Source organism: Methylobacter sp. sgz302048, assembly GCF_052162025.1.
Classification (GTDB): domain Bacteria; phylum Pseudomonadota; class Gammaproteobacteria; order Methylococcales; family Methylomonadaceae; genus Methylobacter.
Genome location: NZ_CP197401.1, coordinates 1,669,802 through 1,684,358 on the forward strand (window position 1 = coordinate 1,669,802; position 14,557 = coordinate 1,684,358).

Annotated in this window: 12 protein-coding genes; 9 read left to right on the top strand and 3 right to left on the bottom strand. The window is 50.3% G+C overall.

Annotated elements, in window-relative coordinates; genetic code table 11:
* The first annotated feature begins 103 nt into the window (after positions 1-103).
* Entirely contained in the window at positions 104-1,999 is a 1,896-nt protein-coding gene (gene parE, locus ACTNE6_RS07885) for a DNA topoisomerase IV subunit B (protein WP_442499246.1), read from the top strand.
* Positions 2,000-2,003: 4 nt separating this feature from the next.
* On the opposite strand, the gene ACTNE6_RS07890 is transcribed toward parE, so the two are convergent.
* Positions 2,004-3,434 (bottom strand): aldehyde dehydrogenase family protein, encoded by a 1,431-nt coding sequence (locus ACTNE6_RS07890; RefSeq protein WP_442499247.1) that lies wholly within the window; start codon positions 3,432-3,434, stop codon positions 2,004-2,006.
* Positions 3,435-3,628: 194 nt separating this feature from the next.
* On the opposite strand from ACTNE6_RS07890, the gene ACTNE6_RS07895 reads away from it, so the two are divergent.
* The 6 genes from ACTNE6_RS07895 to ACTNE6_RS07920 all read left to right on the top strand — a co-directional run bounded on the left by ACTNE6_RS07895 (position 3,629) and on the right by ACTNE6_RS07920 (position 9,489).
* Positions 3,629-3,979 (top strand): FUN14 domain-containing protein, encoded by a 351-nt coding sequence (locus tag ACTNE6_RS07895; protein ID WP_194972016.1) that lies wholly within the window; start codon positions 3,629-3,631, stop codon positions 3,977-3,979.
* 474 nt (positions 3,980-4,453) lie between these two features.
* Positions 4,454-5,008, top strand: coding sequence for a GNAT family N-acetyltransferase (locus ACTNE6_RS07900; protein WP_194972015.1), 555 nt, complete (start codon positions 4,454-4,456; stop codon positions 5,006-5,008).
* Positions 5,009-5,023: 15 nt separating this feature from the next.
* Positions 5,024-5,749 carry a TenA family transcriptional regulator gene (locus ACTNE6_RS07905; protein WP_442499248.1) on the top strand — a complete coding sequence of 242 codons (726 nt, stop codon included), beginning with the start codon at positions 5,024-5,026 and terminating at the stop codon, positions 5,747-5,749.
* A 1-nt stretch (position 5,750) separates the two neighbouring features.
* Positions 5,751-6,974: an MFS transporter gene (locus ACTNE6_RS07910; protein ID WP_442499249.1), complete on the top strand. Its 1,224-nt coding sequence runs from the start codon at positions 5,751-5,753 to the stop codon at positions 6,972-6,974.
* 261 nt (positions 6,975-7,235) lie between these two features.
* Positions 7,236-8,447 (top strand): aminotransferase class I/II-fold pyridoxal phosphate-dependent enzyme, encoded by a 1,212-nt coding sequence (locus ACTNE6_RS07915; RefSeq protein WP_442499250.1) that lies wholly within the window; start codon positions 7,236-7,238, stop codon positions 8,445-8,447.
* A gap of 43 nt (positions 8,448-8,490) precedes the next feature.
* Complete coding sequence (locus tag ACTNE6_RS07920) at positions 8,491-9,489, top strand: dienelactone hydrolase family protein (protein ID WP_442499251.1); 999 nt, start codon at positions 8,491-8,493, stop codon at positions 9,487-9,489.
* Here the strand turns inward: ACTNE6_RS07920 and ACTNE6_RS07925 are convergent, their stop codons facing one another.
* The gene (locus ACTNE6_RS07925; protein WP_442499252.1) at positions 9,490-10,476 is read right to left on the bottom strand and encodes a GlxA family transcriptional regulator; all 987 of its coding nucleotides are present in this window, start codon (positions 10,474-10,476) and stop codon (positions 9,490-9,492) included.
* 483 nt (positions 10,477-10,959) lie between these two features.
* On the opposite strand from ACTNE6_RS07925, the gene ACTNE6_RS07930 reads away from it, so the two are divergent.
* Both ACTNE6_RS07930 and parC read left to right on the top strand, forming a co-directional pair.
* Positions 10,960-11,457 carry an acyl-CoA thioesterase gene (locus ACTNE6_RS07930; protein ID WP_268120367.1) on the top strand — a complete coding sequence of 166 codons (498 nt, stop codon included), beginning with the start codon at positions 10,960-10,962 and terminating at the stop codon, positions 11,455-11,457.
* Between the two features lie 2 nt (positions 11,458-11,459).
* Positions 11,460-13,691, top strand: coding sequence for a DNA topoisomerase IV subunit A (gene parC, locus ACTNE6_RS07935; RefSeq protein WP_442499253.1), 2,232 nt, complete (start codon positions 11,460-11,462; stop codon positions 13,689-13,691).
* Between the two features lie 85 nt (positions 13,692-13,776).
* Here parC and ACTNE6_RS07940 read toward each other — a convergent pair whose 3' ends face one another.
* On the bottom strand, positions 13,777-14,550 hold the full coding sequence (locus tag ACTNE6_RS07940) for a hypothetical protein (protein ID WP_442499254.1): 774 nt from the start codon (positions 14,548-14,550) through the stop codon (positions 13,777-13,779).
* Positions 14,551-14,557: the final 7 nt, after the last annotated feature.

A 14,557-nucleotide genomic window follows, 5' to 3' on the forward strand; every position in this document is an offset into this window, starting at 1 on the left:
GAGTCTTCGTGTTCTCTGTGTACTTCGTGGTGAAATATTCATGTTAATGGTACGATGTACGGTTAACAATGGCATTAAACTCGGATGTGAGTGATTACGAAGTATGAGTAATGAATATAACGCGGCGGCCATAGAGGTCTTAAGCGGACTGGAGCCGGTGCGCAAGCGCCCCGGTATGTATACCGATACCACCCGGCCCAATCATCTGGTGCAGGAAGTCGTTGATAATAGTGTTGACGAAGCGATAGCAGGGCATGCCGACAGCATCGATGTCGTTTTGTACAAGGACGGCGCTGTTTTGGTTACCGACAACGGCCGCGGCATGCCGGTCGATATCCATCCCGAGCAAGGCATACCCGGCGTCGAGGTGATCCTGACCCAGTTGCATGCGGGCGGCAAATTTTCCAATAAAAACTATCAGTTTTCCGGCGGCTTGCATGGCGTCGGTGTTTCGGTCGTCAACGCCTTGTCGGAGAAACTGGAAATTGAGGTCAAGCGCAATGGCAAAGTCTATCGCATGGAATTCGCCAATGGCGACAAGCAAACCGAACTGACCGAAGTCGGCACGGTTGGCCGTAACAATACGGGCACTTCGGTGAAGTTCTGGCCGAATGAAAAGTATTTCGACTCCAGCAAGGTCTCCGTTACCCGGTTGAAACACGTGCTGCGCGCCAAAGCGGTGCTGTGCCCGGGCCTGAAAATAACGCTGAAGGTCGAGCAACCGGAAGAAGAGATTGTCTGGTGCTACCAGAACGGCTTGCAGGAATATCTGCTGGACCGCGTCGGCGATATCGAGTTTTACCCGCAGCAGCCGTTCATGGGCAATATGTCCGCCAGCCATGAAGCCGTCGAATGGGGCGTCGTCTGGGCAATCGAAAATCCTGGCGAAATGCTGGCCGAAAGCTACGTCAATCTGGTGCCGACGGCGCAGGGCGGCACGCATGTCAATGGGTTGCGCGCCGGCCTGACTGAAGCGATGCGCGAGTTCTGCGACTTTAGAAACATCCTGCCGCGCGGCGTCAAGGTGGCGCCCGAGGATGTTTGGGAAAACTGCCATTTCGTGCTTTCGGTCAAGCTGGAAGATCCGCAGTTTTCAGGCCAGACCAAGGAACGGCTCAGCTCCCGAGAATGCGTGGCGTTCGTGTCCGGCGTAGCCAAGGACAGCTTCAGCCTGTGGCTGAATCAGCATCCGGCCGAAGGCGAAAAAATTGCCGAAATCATTATTTCCAGCGCCCAGAAAAGGCTGCGCTCGAATAAAAAAATAGTCCGCAAGAAAATCACGGCCGGCCCCGCCTTGCCGGGCAAACTGGCCGACTGTTCGGCGCAGGACATTGCCAGAACCGAATTGTTTCTGGTCGAGGGCGATTCGGCCGGCGGTTCGGCCAAGCAGGCCCGCGAGCGCGATTTTCAGGCGATCATGCCGCTGCGCGGCAAGATCCTCAATACCTGGGAAGTGGATTCGAATCAGGTCATGGCCTCGCAGGAAGTCCATGATATCGCCGTGGCTTTGGGCATCGAACCCGGTTCCAACGATCTGCAAAACCTGCGCTACGGCAAGGTGTGTATTCTGGCCGATGCCGATTCCGACGGCAACCACATCGCCACCCTGATCTGCGCGTTGTTTTACCAGCATTTTCCGGCGCTGGTGAAGGCAGGGCACGTGTTTGTGGCCATGCCGCCTTTATATCGCATCGATATCGGCAAGAAGGTGTTCTATGCCCTGGACGAGTCCGAACGGCAGGGCGTACTGGACCGCATCAAGGCCGAAAAGCTCAAGGGGACGATCAACGTCCAGCGCTTTAAAGGACTGGGCGAAATGAATCCGAGCCAATTGCGCGAAACGACCATGAACCCTGACACGCGCCGGCTCGTGCAATTGACGGTACAGGAAGAAGACGATACCAATGCCCAGCTGGATCTATTGCTGGCGAAAAAACGCGCGCAGGACAGAAAGATATGGCTGGAGACGAAAGGAAATCTGGCGGATATCCAGGTATAGCCGCTTATAAGGCCGGCGAATGGAAGACAGCCATTTTCTCGATCTGCATATCGCGGAACGTATAAGGAATGCCGCCGGTTCCAAGGCCTGATTCACGCAGGCCCGCAAACGGCATCCAGTCCACGCGGAAAGCCGTGTGATCGTTAATCAGAACGGTCGATGCCGCCAGATGCTTGTAAGCGTACAGGGCGGTATCGATGTTTTGCGTAATCACTGAAGCCTGGAAGGCATAAGGCAGGGCATTGGCCTGTTCGATAGCGTCATCCAGGCGGCTGTATTCATAAACGCACACGATCGGCCCGAAGACTTCCTGCCGGCTGATCTTGCTGTCCGGCGACGCATTCAATAACACCGTCGGCCTGTACAGCGAGTCTGAAAGCCGCTTGCCTCCCGCGATCAGTTCAGCATTCTCGGCAATGGCTTCATTCGCCCAGGCTTCAATGCGGTCAACCTCGCTGTGCCGGATCAGCGGACCGCAATCCGTGTCCGGATCGGCCGGGTCGCCGACTATCATCTTGTCGGCCAAGACCGCCAGCCCGCTTGCTACTTTTCGAGCTATCGATTCATGCGCATAAATGCGCTGTACCGACACGCAAACTTGTCCGGCATGATAAAAGCCGCCTTTGGCCAGCAATGGCAGCACGCGTTCAAGATCGGCGTCTTCGGCTACAATGACCGGGGCCACGCCGCCATGTTCCAGCGCGCAGCGCGTGCCGGGCGGCAGTTTTGAGCGCAGCATCCAGCCGACACGGGCGCTGCCGATAAAACTTAAAAAGGCGACACGCGGATCGGTCGCCAATTGTTCGGCGACTTTGATGTCATTTTCTACAACGGGCTGACACCAGAGATCGGGTAGACCGGCTTCGCGCAAGGTATCTACCAGCGCAAAAGCCGATAGCGGCGTGTCGCGCGCCGGCTTGATAACGGCAGGGCAGCCTGCTGCGATGGCGGGCCCAACCTGATGGACGATCAAATTGATTGGATGATTGAATGCGCTGATCGCCACTACAGGGCCGATAGGCTCCCTGTGCGTAAAAGCCAGCCGGTGCATGGAGGCCGGATTTAATTGCATCGGAATTTCCGTGCCGCGCTCTGTGCGGATGCAATCAATACAGATCCTGAGGCTGTCGAGCGCTCTCGCCAGCTCGACTTGAGTATCCTTATAAGGCTTGCCGCCTTCAGCTACGGCCGTGGCCACGAATTGCTCAGTGCGTTCCTGCATGAGCGCGATCGTACGCTCCAGAATGGCGATGCGTTCATGGGCCGGCAACCGGTTTTTGCGGTCGCGGAACAGCTCATGCATGTTTTTTAATGCCTGCTCGGACCCTGTCTCATCAATGGTTTCAATGGAACCTACGCGTTTGCCGTCATAAGGCGAGAATACTTCGATGATGCCGGCAGGTTTGGCGCCAGCTACTTTGATGGGATAGTGCATAGTAAATTCTTTTGAATCAGTGAATTGCTATTTTTTCCTGCCAGCGGGTCAAAATCAATAAGTGGGGCTGCTTATGACTGGGAATATTTGACAGGCCGCTTTTAATGAACTGGCGTCCAGCTAGAAAATGATTAAAATGTCGGCTTTTTTCCAGTCTGGCTGGAATCAGCCATAACAGTAGAGAAACACAAATTATGAGCAGTGACCAAGCAATCAACAGCGCATCCTCCACCGATATTTTTTCTTCGGCTTTTATGATCCCTAATGTGGGGGCTCCTTTCATCATCGGCCTGGCGGTCGGCTATTTCGCCAAAAAAATGCTGAAGGTAGCGTTGTTCATGGGCGGTGGGGCGGTGGTGCTGCTGTTCGTGTCCGAATACTACGGCATTGTCAGCGTCAGTGAAGCCCAATTGCAGGGTGCGGCAAGCGCGGCAACCGAAGTCGCACAGCAGTCCGGCAATTTCCTGATCAATCGCTTATCTAACATTACCAGCAAGGGCGTCAGTGGCGCTGCGGGTTTTTATGTCGGTTTGAAAATGGGGTGATAGCCTAGGTCAGTCGAAAAGATATTTATATCGTCCGTGCAGTTCAGCGTGTTTCCTCATTCATATGTCTCATCAGCAAGGCGGACGATGAATGCTATAACCAAGCGGTACTGTATGCCCCATGCAACGCCGGATAACCGCTTGATGGATGGTTATGAGATGCTAAGTTGGCTGGTGCTGGTCTATGAGCTTGGCAACAGCTTGAGCCGGCGTTGCCAAGGTATGCAACCGCTGCCAATGTGAATTCACAAGCACATTTCCTGAAATTCGGCTTGTGCAAAACCGGCTGAACTATTGCCCCCGTCCGCTGCAAACCGTATAAAAACGAATATTATTCAGATTTGTCTGTCGGACAACCCTATATAGTCCATTCGCCTAATGTCGTTTTTAAAGCCAAAAAATGTCATTTTTTGGGCTTTTTGTTGCTTTATCTCTCTCTTATCATTTCCTTAAAGTATTAAGGAGAATGAGCGGATGGAACGAAATGTCGAATTTTTTCTGATTGATTGTTGCGATACTTATCGAGCGCATCGTGCCAATTTGATGCTGCTGCTGGCCATGAGCGCACAAGATGAAGCAGTACTGGGCTTTGATGATCGCTTTACCGGGAGCAATGTCAGTAGATATGCGGACAGCCTGGAACATGAAATCGCCTTGGGCACACTGCAATTGGTTCTGGGAAGAACATCAGACCAGCTTGTTTTTTGCTGCATGCTTAAAAGAAGCCATCAACAAACGACTCAGCACATTTGTGATTTACAAAAAGGATTCATTCACCCTGAACACAGGGGCAAGATTCTGAAGAGGAGCCTTGCTTACATTGCGCAAGTTTGCATAGAAAATGGGGTTGAGCTGATTACTCTTGACGTTAGAGCAAATACCCGCGCCCATAAAACATGGGTGATGTGTGGTTTTGAAACCTATGGCGTACTGCCGGATTATAGCCGTTATCAAGGCATCAGCTATGAGGGGCATTTTATGAAGCAATCGGCGTACGATCTTTTGCAGCGATTTAAGTTATATATTTAGTGAGGATTTTTTACCATGATGGACAAGAAAGAGTTCAAGACAGCCATGACAGACGAATTGAACGGACATTTAACCGTTGGGCACCCTTTATTCAAATATCTTCTGGATGAAAATAAACCTGATAAAGAGTTGCTTAAATTCACTACATTGCAAGGTTATCAGTTAACCAAACACTTTTTGGCTTACATCGAAAACCTGTTCTTCCACTGTCCCTTGGAAAAGCACAAGAAGCATTTACTTCACAATATGTACGAAGAAGAAACGGGCAATCTTTCCAAGACAAAGAATCATGTTGTTTTGATGGAGGATTTCATACGTGCTATCGGCATTTCGGATGAAGAGCGCGACCGTGCGACTGCATTGAAACCGACTCAGGAACTCATCAGTTATCGAATGAGCGCCTGCCTGGATAAAGAACGTTACCATATTGGCGCGGCAGCGGTACTGGTAGCCAGTGAAGGGCAAAACCTGGAGACCGTTGCCGGGGAAGCGCGCCATACTCTTTTTGGCAAAGTATACAATTTGAAAGAAGAAGACTTATTGTTTTTCTCCGTGCATCAGAAAGAGGATGTCGGTCATGTTCGTCAGGGAATGGACTTGCTTGCTGACCTGTGTACAACGGAAAAGATGCAGCAGGAGTCCTTAGAAGCTATTAATACGACATGTAAATTATTTTATGGCATGTATCAGGGCGTTTATGATCACCTTGGCTTGGGTCAAGCTCAATTAGCGGAAGCATAAAATGAACATATCTCGAAAACATCGGATAGTGGCCGTAGTCATTGGCTTTTTTGTCACTTTTCTGGCCTCTTCTATTAAGGGCAGTTATCAAGTTTACTTCCTTGACCTGGTAAAACTATTCGGTCAAGGGAGGGATACCTTTGCATTGACAGGCGCTGTTTTCGGGCTTGTACTGGGGGTGGTTTCACCATTTGTAGGCTGGGTCTGTGATCGATATGGCCCCGCGAAAACAATCCTGACCGGCGCGTTTTCAACAGTATTGGCGTATTTAGCGTTAAGTATTACAGTGAACTTCTGGGGCTTCATGTTTTTATTTGGCGTATTAGCGGCTTATGCATTAGCCGCTATGACATTTGTCCCTCTTGGCTTATTGATTGACAAAATATTCCAGGATGATCAAAAAGGCATGGCGTATGCAGCCATCACTAACGGAACGTCAATAGGGTTTATGGTGTTGTCTCCATTGTGGGTTTGGTTAAATACCTTTGTGCCGTGGCAGCAGATCAGCTTATGTATTGCTATTGCGTTTCTGTTGGTAGTTGTCCCCGGCGTCATGTGGTTATCCAGACTATTCCCTAATAATGCGTCTCCTCAACCTGGAGCCAGAATTCCTAATAATAATGTATTAAGCCAGCTTCGGCGTCCTATTTTCATACTGCTGGCTATATCTTTTGCCGGTTGCGGCGCGTCAATGGCTTATATAGATGTCCACTTGGTGCCTATGATGCAAGAAAGATTATCCGGTGAGCCCACAGGTGCGGTCTTGGTCGCTTCAACTTTGAGCATTCTAGGTGCCGCTGAGTTAATTGGCGCGTTTGTTGTAGGATGGCTATTGCGTTTTTCGGCACCCGCTATGCTTTTGGCTATACTTTACACGCTTCGTACCTTTTCAATGCTGATTCTGCATTCTGCAAGCGACACATGGCATTATTTAGCTTTTGCAACTGTTTTTGGTTTGACTTATATGGGCACAGTAATCATTACTTCCGTAATGTGCCTGCGCTGCTACGGCGCGGAAATTAAAGGGAAAATGTTCGGTTTCCTGTTTACCGTCCACCAATTAATGGTGTTTCTCACGGCTTGGCTTGGCGGCATGACCTATGAATTCACGCAAAGTTATGACCTCGTCACATTATCTGTCATGGGATTCTGTATGTTATCTGTATTTGTAGGCCTGATATTGAATAGGTTTGAGAAGAAGGAAGTTGCTCCATCCATGGCATAGAGCGGTTTACAGCGTATATCGGCTCAATAAGCGTAACCCAGAATTCACCGTCCCCGGATTTCTACAAAGATACTCAGTACAGTAACTGTTATTCGTCGAATAATGTTCCAAAATTACAACTTCCGTCGAGGAAAAAATCACCAAAAAACATACAGGCAACTCAGAATAGAAGTAGGAATATAAAATGGTATTAACAATAGCAATTTTTAAATTACGAGTTTGAATTGCAATTAATATTTTTAAGTTAAAAGGATGCACAAAATGGAAACAACAACCCTAAGTATTCATGCCCCTCTTCCAATGATGTCCGATAGCCACTCGGAAGCCATTGCAATAACATCGGGTTATGACTTCAGTTCTGCTGAAGAAGCCAGTGCTCGATTCAGCGGTGAGCAGATTGGCAATGTCTACAGTCGTTTTACCAACCCAACCGTTGAAAGTTTTGAACAAAAACTGGCTATTATGGAAGAGGCAGAGTCCTGTGTTGCGATGTCATCAGGCATGTCTGCTTATTTAGCTATTGCCATTACATTTTTAAAGCAGGGCGATCATGTTGTTCTGGCAAGTGGAATTTTCAGCACGACCAGTCATTTATTTCGCCAATATTTTGGACAGTTTGGCATTACTGCAACATCCGTCTGTGTTGATGACATGAACGCATGGAAAAATGCCATGCAAGACAATACCAAGTTAATGGTTGTCGAATCACCAACAAATCCGATGATGAAAGTCGCCGATTTATCTGCTTTAGGCCAAATAGCCAGACAATTTGGCGCACTTTTGATTGTGGACAATACATTAATGAGTCCCACATTCCAGAAACCCCTCAGGCATGGGGCTGACCTGGTGCTGCATTCCACAGGCAAATTCATCGATGGACAGGGAAGATGCGTCGGAGGTGCAATTGCCGGTAGTAAGAAATTGATTTCTCCCTTAAAACAATACCTGCGAAGCTCCGGCACTTGCTTGAGCCCGTTTAACGCCTGGATTTTCAGCAAAGGTCTGGACACACTAAAAGCCAGAATGATGCTGCATGAGTGCAACACAAGAAAAATTTACGAATGGTTGATATTACAGCCCGAAGTAGAAGAAGTGTATTCAACAATGGATGAGCGCCATGCGAGTGCAGATGTGATCAGGAGCCAGCAATCGGGTCATACTCCAATCATAAGTTTCACTCTTCGAGGAAAAAAGGAGGAGGCTTGGGCATTTATTAATGCGCTGGCTCTTGTTTCACGTTGTACCAATATAGGGGATGCAAAATCGATGATTACGCATCCTGCATCTACCACTCACGGCAAATACAGTAGAGAAGAAAAAATAAACAATGGCATTACCGATAATCTCGTTCGGCTATGTGTAGGTCTTGAGGAGCCTGACGACATTATAGCGGATATCAAACAGGCATTAGCCATTGCATGCAGGCCTTTGACTTATATTGAATCTAAACCGTTTTTATTGGAATCTGCTTAATATCTGCTGAGGGCTACTGATAATTGAATAAAGAGTTGATCAAATGAAGCATAAGTATTTATTTATTCTAAGCACCTTGGCATTTTTCTTTTCACCGATAATAAGCGCTGATTCTATAGCTCACACTCCCCGCATTAAGCACAATCGCGTCAAAATCCATTCATCTGATTCTGATGATAGTAAATTTACAGCGTTTGCAACCGGCAATGACGCGCCACGCATTAAGCATAATTACGTTGCATTCCCTTCATTTGATCCCGATGATAGTGAAGCCATACCCCTTACAATTAGCGCCCGTTTTGCAATTCCTACCGGTATGGAAGGACCGGTGCCTGCTGTCATTGTTGTACATGGCTCAGGCGGTGTGGACGAGAGAGGGGAACTCTATTCCTTGCACTTGAATCAAGCAGGTATTGCTACTTTGGAATTAGATATGTGGGCTGCTCGAGGACTGGACGGAGGCTTGTCTCGTCCCGCTCATGTACGCGAGACACTGCCTGACATATACGGGGCCATACAATACCTGCAGTCCCGCATCGACATTCAGAAGGACCAACTAGGATTGATTGGATTTTCCTGGGGAGGGGTAGTTGCCATGTTAATGGCGGGAGAAGACACGCCACAGTCAAATGTACTGCATGGCTTGGTGGCAAATTACCCTGTCTGTTGGGTTTATAACAAAGTGCCGGGATACACTTTCAACCAAATTCAGGATAGCCGGCAGGTGCTGATTATTTCAGGCAAGGAGGATGTGTATGATGCCCCAGACGATTGCACGGCCCTGGCATCTAGTCTGTTTGACGAAGACAGGAAACAGGTTCAGGTTCTGGAATTGGAGGGCGCTACCCATGCCTTTGATCTTAACAGGCCGGACAGTCTGTTCTTTGATCCATATGCTTATCAAGGAAAGGGTGGGGACGTTCCCATTCGATACAACAAGGAAGCCACCGAGCAAGCTGTAGAATCCGCAATAGGGTTTATGCTCGAACAACTCGGCTCGGCGGATACTTATGAATTGGATGCTCCAAATAGACGAGACTGATTATCTAGTCAAAGTCTGGCTGGGCAGGCTGTAATATTTTCTTTTCCAGGCGGAACGAAGCGATGACGCGGCATTGAAACCAGCTTGATGCGCGGCTCTTTCAATCGTTTCGCCTCTGTTAATAATATGTCTGGCTTCTTCAAGCCGCAGCTCTGCTATGTAATCCCGCACTGTCATGCCGGTATATGTTTTGAACAAACGCTGCAGATGGCGTTGAGATACCCGGAACTGCGAAGACAGCCGGGCGAGCGACAGTTTTTCATTGAAATGACAAGCAATATAATCCTGGACGGAATGAACAAATGGACTGATATGATTTCTGAAACTCAGGTGGCTGGATATTTGGGGATCATTGGCCATTCTGCGTCGGCAAACCACCAACTCTCTGGCAACCGCAATCGAACAATAGGCGCCAGCCTTGTCTTCAATTATGTCCAGACAAAGATCGATACCGGCAGTAACCCCGGCGCTCGTGCATACCATTCCGGATTTTACATGGATTCTGTCCGACACCACATTCGCTTTCGGAAAATCCCGTTGAAGCTGAGCAGTCAGGGTGTGATGAGTAGTGCATTCCCTGCCGTCCAACCAGCCGGCCTTGCCTAACAAAAAAGCGCCTGTGCATAGGCTGGCTAGAGTCGTGTCTTTACGCGGGACATTTTTCAACCACGTAATGCTTTTCTGGCTGGCGGGGTCGCTATAGATATCAACATGGTAGCGGCTGGCGCAGGCGATAACGATTGAATGTGGCGGCAACTCCGCGGGCGGTAATTTTAGCCCGCTGATTCCCATGCCCTGCCGGCTCGTTACCTCAGAATCAAAACCGACAAAATGGACAACAAAACCACTATGGATAAGCTGTGCTTCATGAAATGCCTGAATAGGCCCGGCCAGATCCAACAGGTGAACTTCTGGTGTGATAAGGAAATAAACATGAATCGCGGATTGAGCGACTATTGCTTTGTCTTGGGCATGATTCGGCTGCATAGGTTGCTATATTCCACTAAGTACAAAGTTACATTGTCATTAAGGCGTTAAGAATAGTCAAAATGGATTTTAACGTTGAGCTCAAATTATAAGTGAGAAATATTACAAACAGATGCGCGGCTTTATATGAGCTTGAAAGGCAATCAACTGCTAAAAGTGGCAGTGAGGAGAAAAAAACAGGTCGCAACCGTCGGATCTGGGCCTGTTCAATACCTGCTGACAACAGAAACATAAGAAAAGCCCAAGGCTGGACTGTACGTATCTAGTAAAGTGCCGGAGCCTATGGAAAAATACCGCGCGCCTGCCCAATACCCGCCTGTAATTTCGCTTGCTTGTCGTTGCTGTGGAGACAATGAACAGGTTCTTAGGCCTTTATAAGCAGCCTTCAGGTAGAATACGTCGTAAGGGGACGACAGGAGGGCATTTTTCGGATTGCCCGTGTCATAACAAGGCTATACAGCCTTATTGAGTCAGGAAAGTAAAATGGATAGACAAGAGAAGTCGTTGGCCATGACCGTGCTGATGACGCCGGATATGGCGAATTTTTCCGGCAATGTGCACGGCGGCGCGCTATTGAAGCTATTGGATCAGGTGGCCTATGCCTGCGCGGCGAAGTATTGCAAGAACTATGTCGTGACTGCATCGCTGGACCATGTGTTCTTTAGGCAGATGATCAAGGTTGGTGAACTAGTGACTTTCTCCGCGCATGTCAATTACGTGGGACGCTCCTCTATGGAAATCGGCGTCAAGGTCGAGGCCGAGAATCTGATGACAGGAGAAACAAGGCATACCAACTCCTGCTACTTTACTATGGTGGCCGTCGATGAAAACGGCAAACCTCAGGAAATACCGAAACTACAGATAGAGACTGAAGTGGAAAGAAGATTATTTGAAGCTGCAGAAATGCGCAAAAAAATGCGTCAGGAATTCATGGAAAAGAGTCGGGCGTTACATGTAGATTTACCAAAGGATGAATTGTGATTGTGGGTATACAAGAAAATTACGAACAACTGCCGTTAAAGCATTTTGCCGAGAAAGCCTACTTGGATTATTCCATGTATGTGATTCTGGATCGGGCCCTGCCGCATATTGCCGACGGCCTGAAACCGGTGCAGCGGCGCATCGTTTATGCGATGTCGGAGCTGGGCCTGACGGCGGCGGCGAAATACAAAAAATCAGCCAGAACGGTCGGCGACGTGCTCGGCAAGTACCACCCACACGGCGACTCGGCCTGCTACGAAGCCATGGTGCTGATGGCGCAGGATTTTTCCTACCGCTATCCGTTGATCGACGGCCAGGGCAACTGGGGCTCGCCGGACGATCCGAAATCGTTCGCGGCCATGCGCTACACCGAATCGCGGCTGACGCCTTATGCGCAAACCCTGCTGAGCGAGTTGGGGCAGGGCACGGTCGACTGGACCGACAATTTCGACGGCACGCTGAAAGAGCCGGTTTTACTGCCGGCAAGATTGCCGAACGTGCTGCTGAACGGCACGATGGGCATCGCCGTCGGCATGGCGACCGACATTCCGCCGCACAACCTGCGCGAAGTGGCCAATGCCTGCATCGAGTTGCTGGATGATCCCGACTGCTCGCTAGACGTCATTTTCAGGCATATCAAAGGTCCCGATTATCCGACCGACGCCGAAATCATCACGCCCGCCGAAGAGATACGGAAAATGTATGTCAGCGGCGGCGGCTCGATCAAGATGCGCGCCAAATACGAGCTTGAAGACGGCAATATCGTTATCACGGCCCTGCCGCATCAGGTATCCGGCGCCAAATTGATGGAGCAGATCGCGGCGCAAATGCTGGCGAAAAAACTGCCGATGATCGAGGATTTGAGGGACGAATCGGACCATGAAAATCCGACCCGCCTGCTGGTCATACCGAAATCGAAACGGCTCGATGTCGAGGCGGTCATGTCGCATTTGTTCGCGACGACGGATCTGGAAAGAAGCTATCGCGTCAACATGAACATGATCGGCCTGGACGGTCGGCCGCAAGTCAAAGGGCTGAGAGACATCCTGACCGAATGGCTGTCGTTCCGTACCGAAACGGTCCGGCGCCGGCTTCAGCATCGGCTCGACAAGGTGATGGCGCGTCTGCATATTCTGGACGGCTTGCTGATCGCCTATCTGAACATCGATGAAGTCATCGCCATTATCCGCAATGAAGACAATCCCAAGCCGGTGCTGATGGCGCGGTTCGGCCTCAGTGACCTGCAGGCCGAGGCGATTCTCGAATTAAAGCTGAGACATCTGGCCAAGCTGGAAGAGATGAAGATCCGCGGCGAGCAGGATGAGCTGGAAAAAGAGCGGGCTGCGCTGGAGAAGACCCTCGGTTCCTCAAAATTGCTGAACCGCCTGATCAGGAAGGAACTCGAACGCGACGCCGAGAAATACGGCGACGACCGCCGTTCGCCGATCATCGAAAGACAGGCCGCGCAGGCGCTGGATACGACCGAGCTGATAGCCAATGAGCCGTTGACGGTGATTCTGTCGCAGAAAGGCTGGATCAGGGCGGCCAAGGGCCATGACATTGACGTGACCAGTCTGAGCTACCGCTCCGGCGACAGTTTTCTCGATGCGGTCAGGACCCGAACAACCCAGCCGGTTTATCTGCTCGATTCGACCGGCCGGGCTTACAGCACGTCGACGCATGATCTGCCGTCGGCCCGAACCCAGGGCGAGCCGCTGACGGGACGCCTTAATCCGCCGGCCGGCGCCTACTTCACGCATCTGCTCGCCGGCAATCCCGATGACTGGTTTGTGCTGGCCAGCAACGCCGGCTACGGCTTCCGTGTGCAGCTCAAGGAACTGTTCAGCAAGAACAAGGCCGGCAAGTCACTGATTGCGCTGCCGGATGGCGCCAAGGTGTTGAAGCCGGCACGGGTAGCCAACGAATCCGACCTGCTTGCGGCCGTTACGATGCAGGGCCGTTTGTTGGTCTTTCCGGTGGCCGAACTGCCGGCGCTGGCGAAGGGCAAGGGCAACAAGCTGATCCAGATCCCGACTTCGGATCTGGCCGCCGGCAAGGATGAAGTGATCGCGGTGATTGCGCTGCCGGAAAACGGTCAGCTGAAAGTGCTGGCCGGAAAGCGCCATTTGACGCTGAAACCGTCTGATATCGAGCATTATTCAGGCAGCCGCGCCAATAGAGGATCGGCTTTGCCGAGAGGCTTTCAGCGGGTTGATGGTTTGGAGTGTGAGTAAGTTCGCTGCCTAAAACATGAAACCTGAAACCACGAGGACGCGAAGTTCTATTCTTCGTGTCCTCGTGGCAGATGAATTTTTGCAGTTAATACCTTCGGTTATTTCTGACCGGTGTGATGGCAAACATGATCAGAAATCCGATACCGGCAACGAGGGCCAGCCATTTTGTCATGCCATATAACCGGCGCAGCTTGCGGTTGGCTTTCTTGATAATCTTGAATTCGTCCAGATAAATCGTTTCACAAGCGCCGTTGCCGGTGTCGTCACGGATGACGCTGGTGCCGCGCTGAAAGCCGCTGGCTTTATTGGAATAGCTCGCCAGAACGCCTTTCAGCCGGATATGATCGCCGGGTTCGGCACTCATCAGGGCTGTTTTGACTGCGTCATCATCGGTCAGCAGATGATTGTTGGACAGTGCATTCATTTTGAAAAGCGCACCGACTGAGGCATCGGGCCAGGACGCCCAGCAGGTCCAGCTGTCATTGCTGAACGTCATGCTTTTGTAAACGCCTGACTCGACATTCTCGCCCCAGATTACGCAGAGATCACGCAGATTGATGAAATCCTTCCAGCGTTTGTGATGCCAGATATCACTGAAATCATCGGCGTCATGATAGCCGACAACGACGCCGTCGAGCTCATAGCTGAATTTGGGATTGACTGTATATTCCTGTCCATTGACCTGCAGCGTGAAAGCCTGATCGGAAATCGGCGTTTGCACCGGTTCTTCGAGTTGAGCCAGATCGTAATACGAGGGATCAGGCAACGTGCCCTTATAAAAATAAGTCGCTCCCATCACCAATACGCTGAGCATGAAAAGCCATTTGAACAGGGATTCAAAAACGGAAGAGAGGGGCATATTGGAT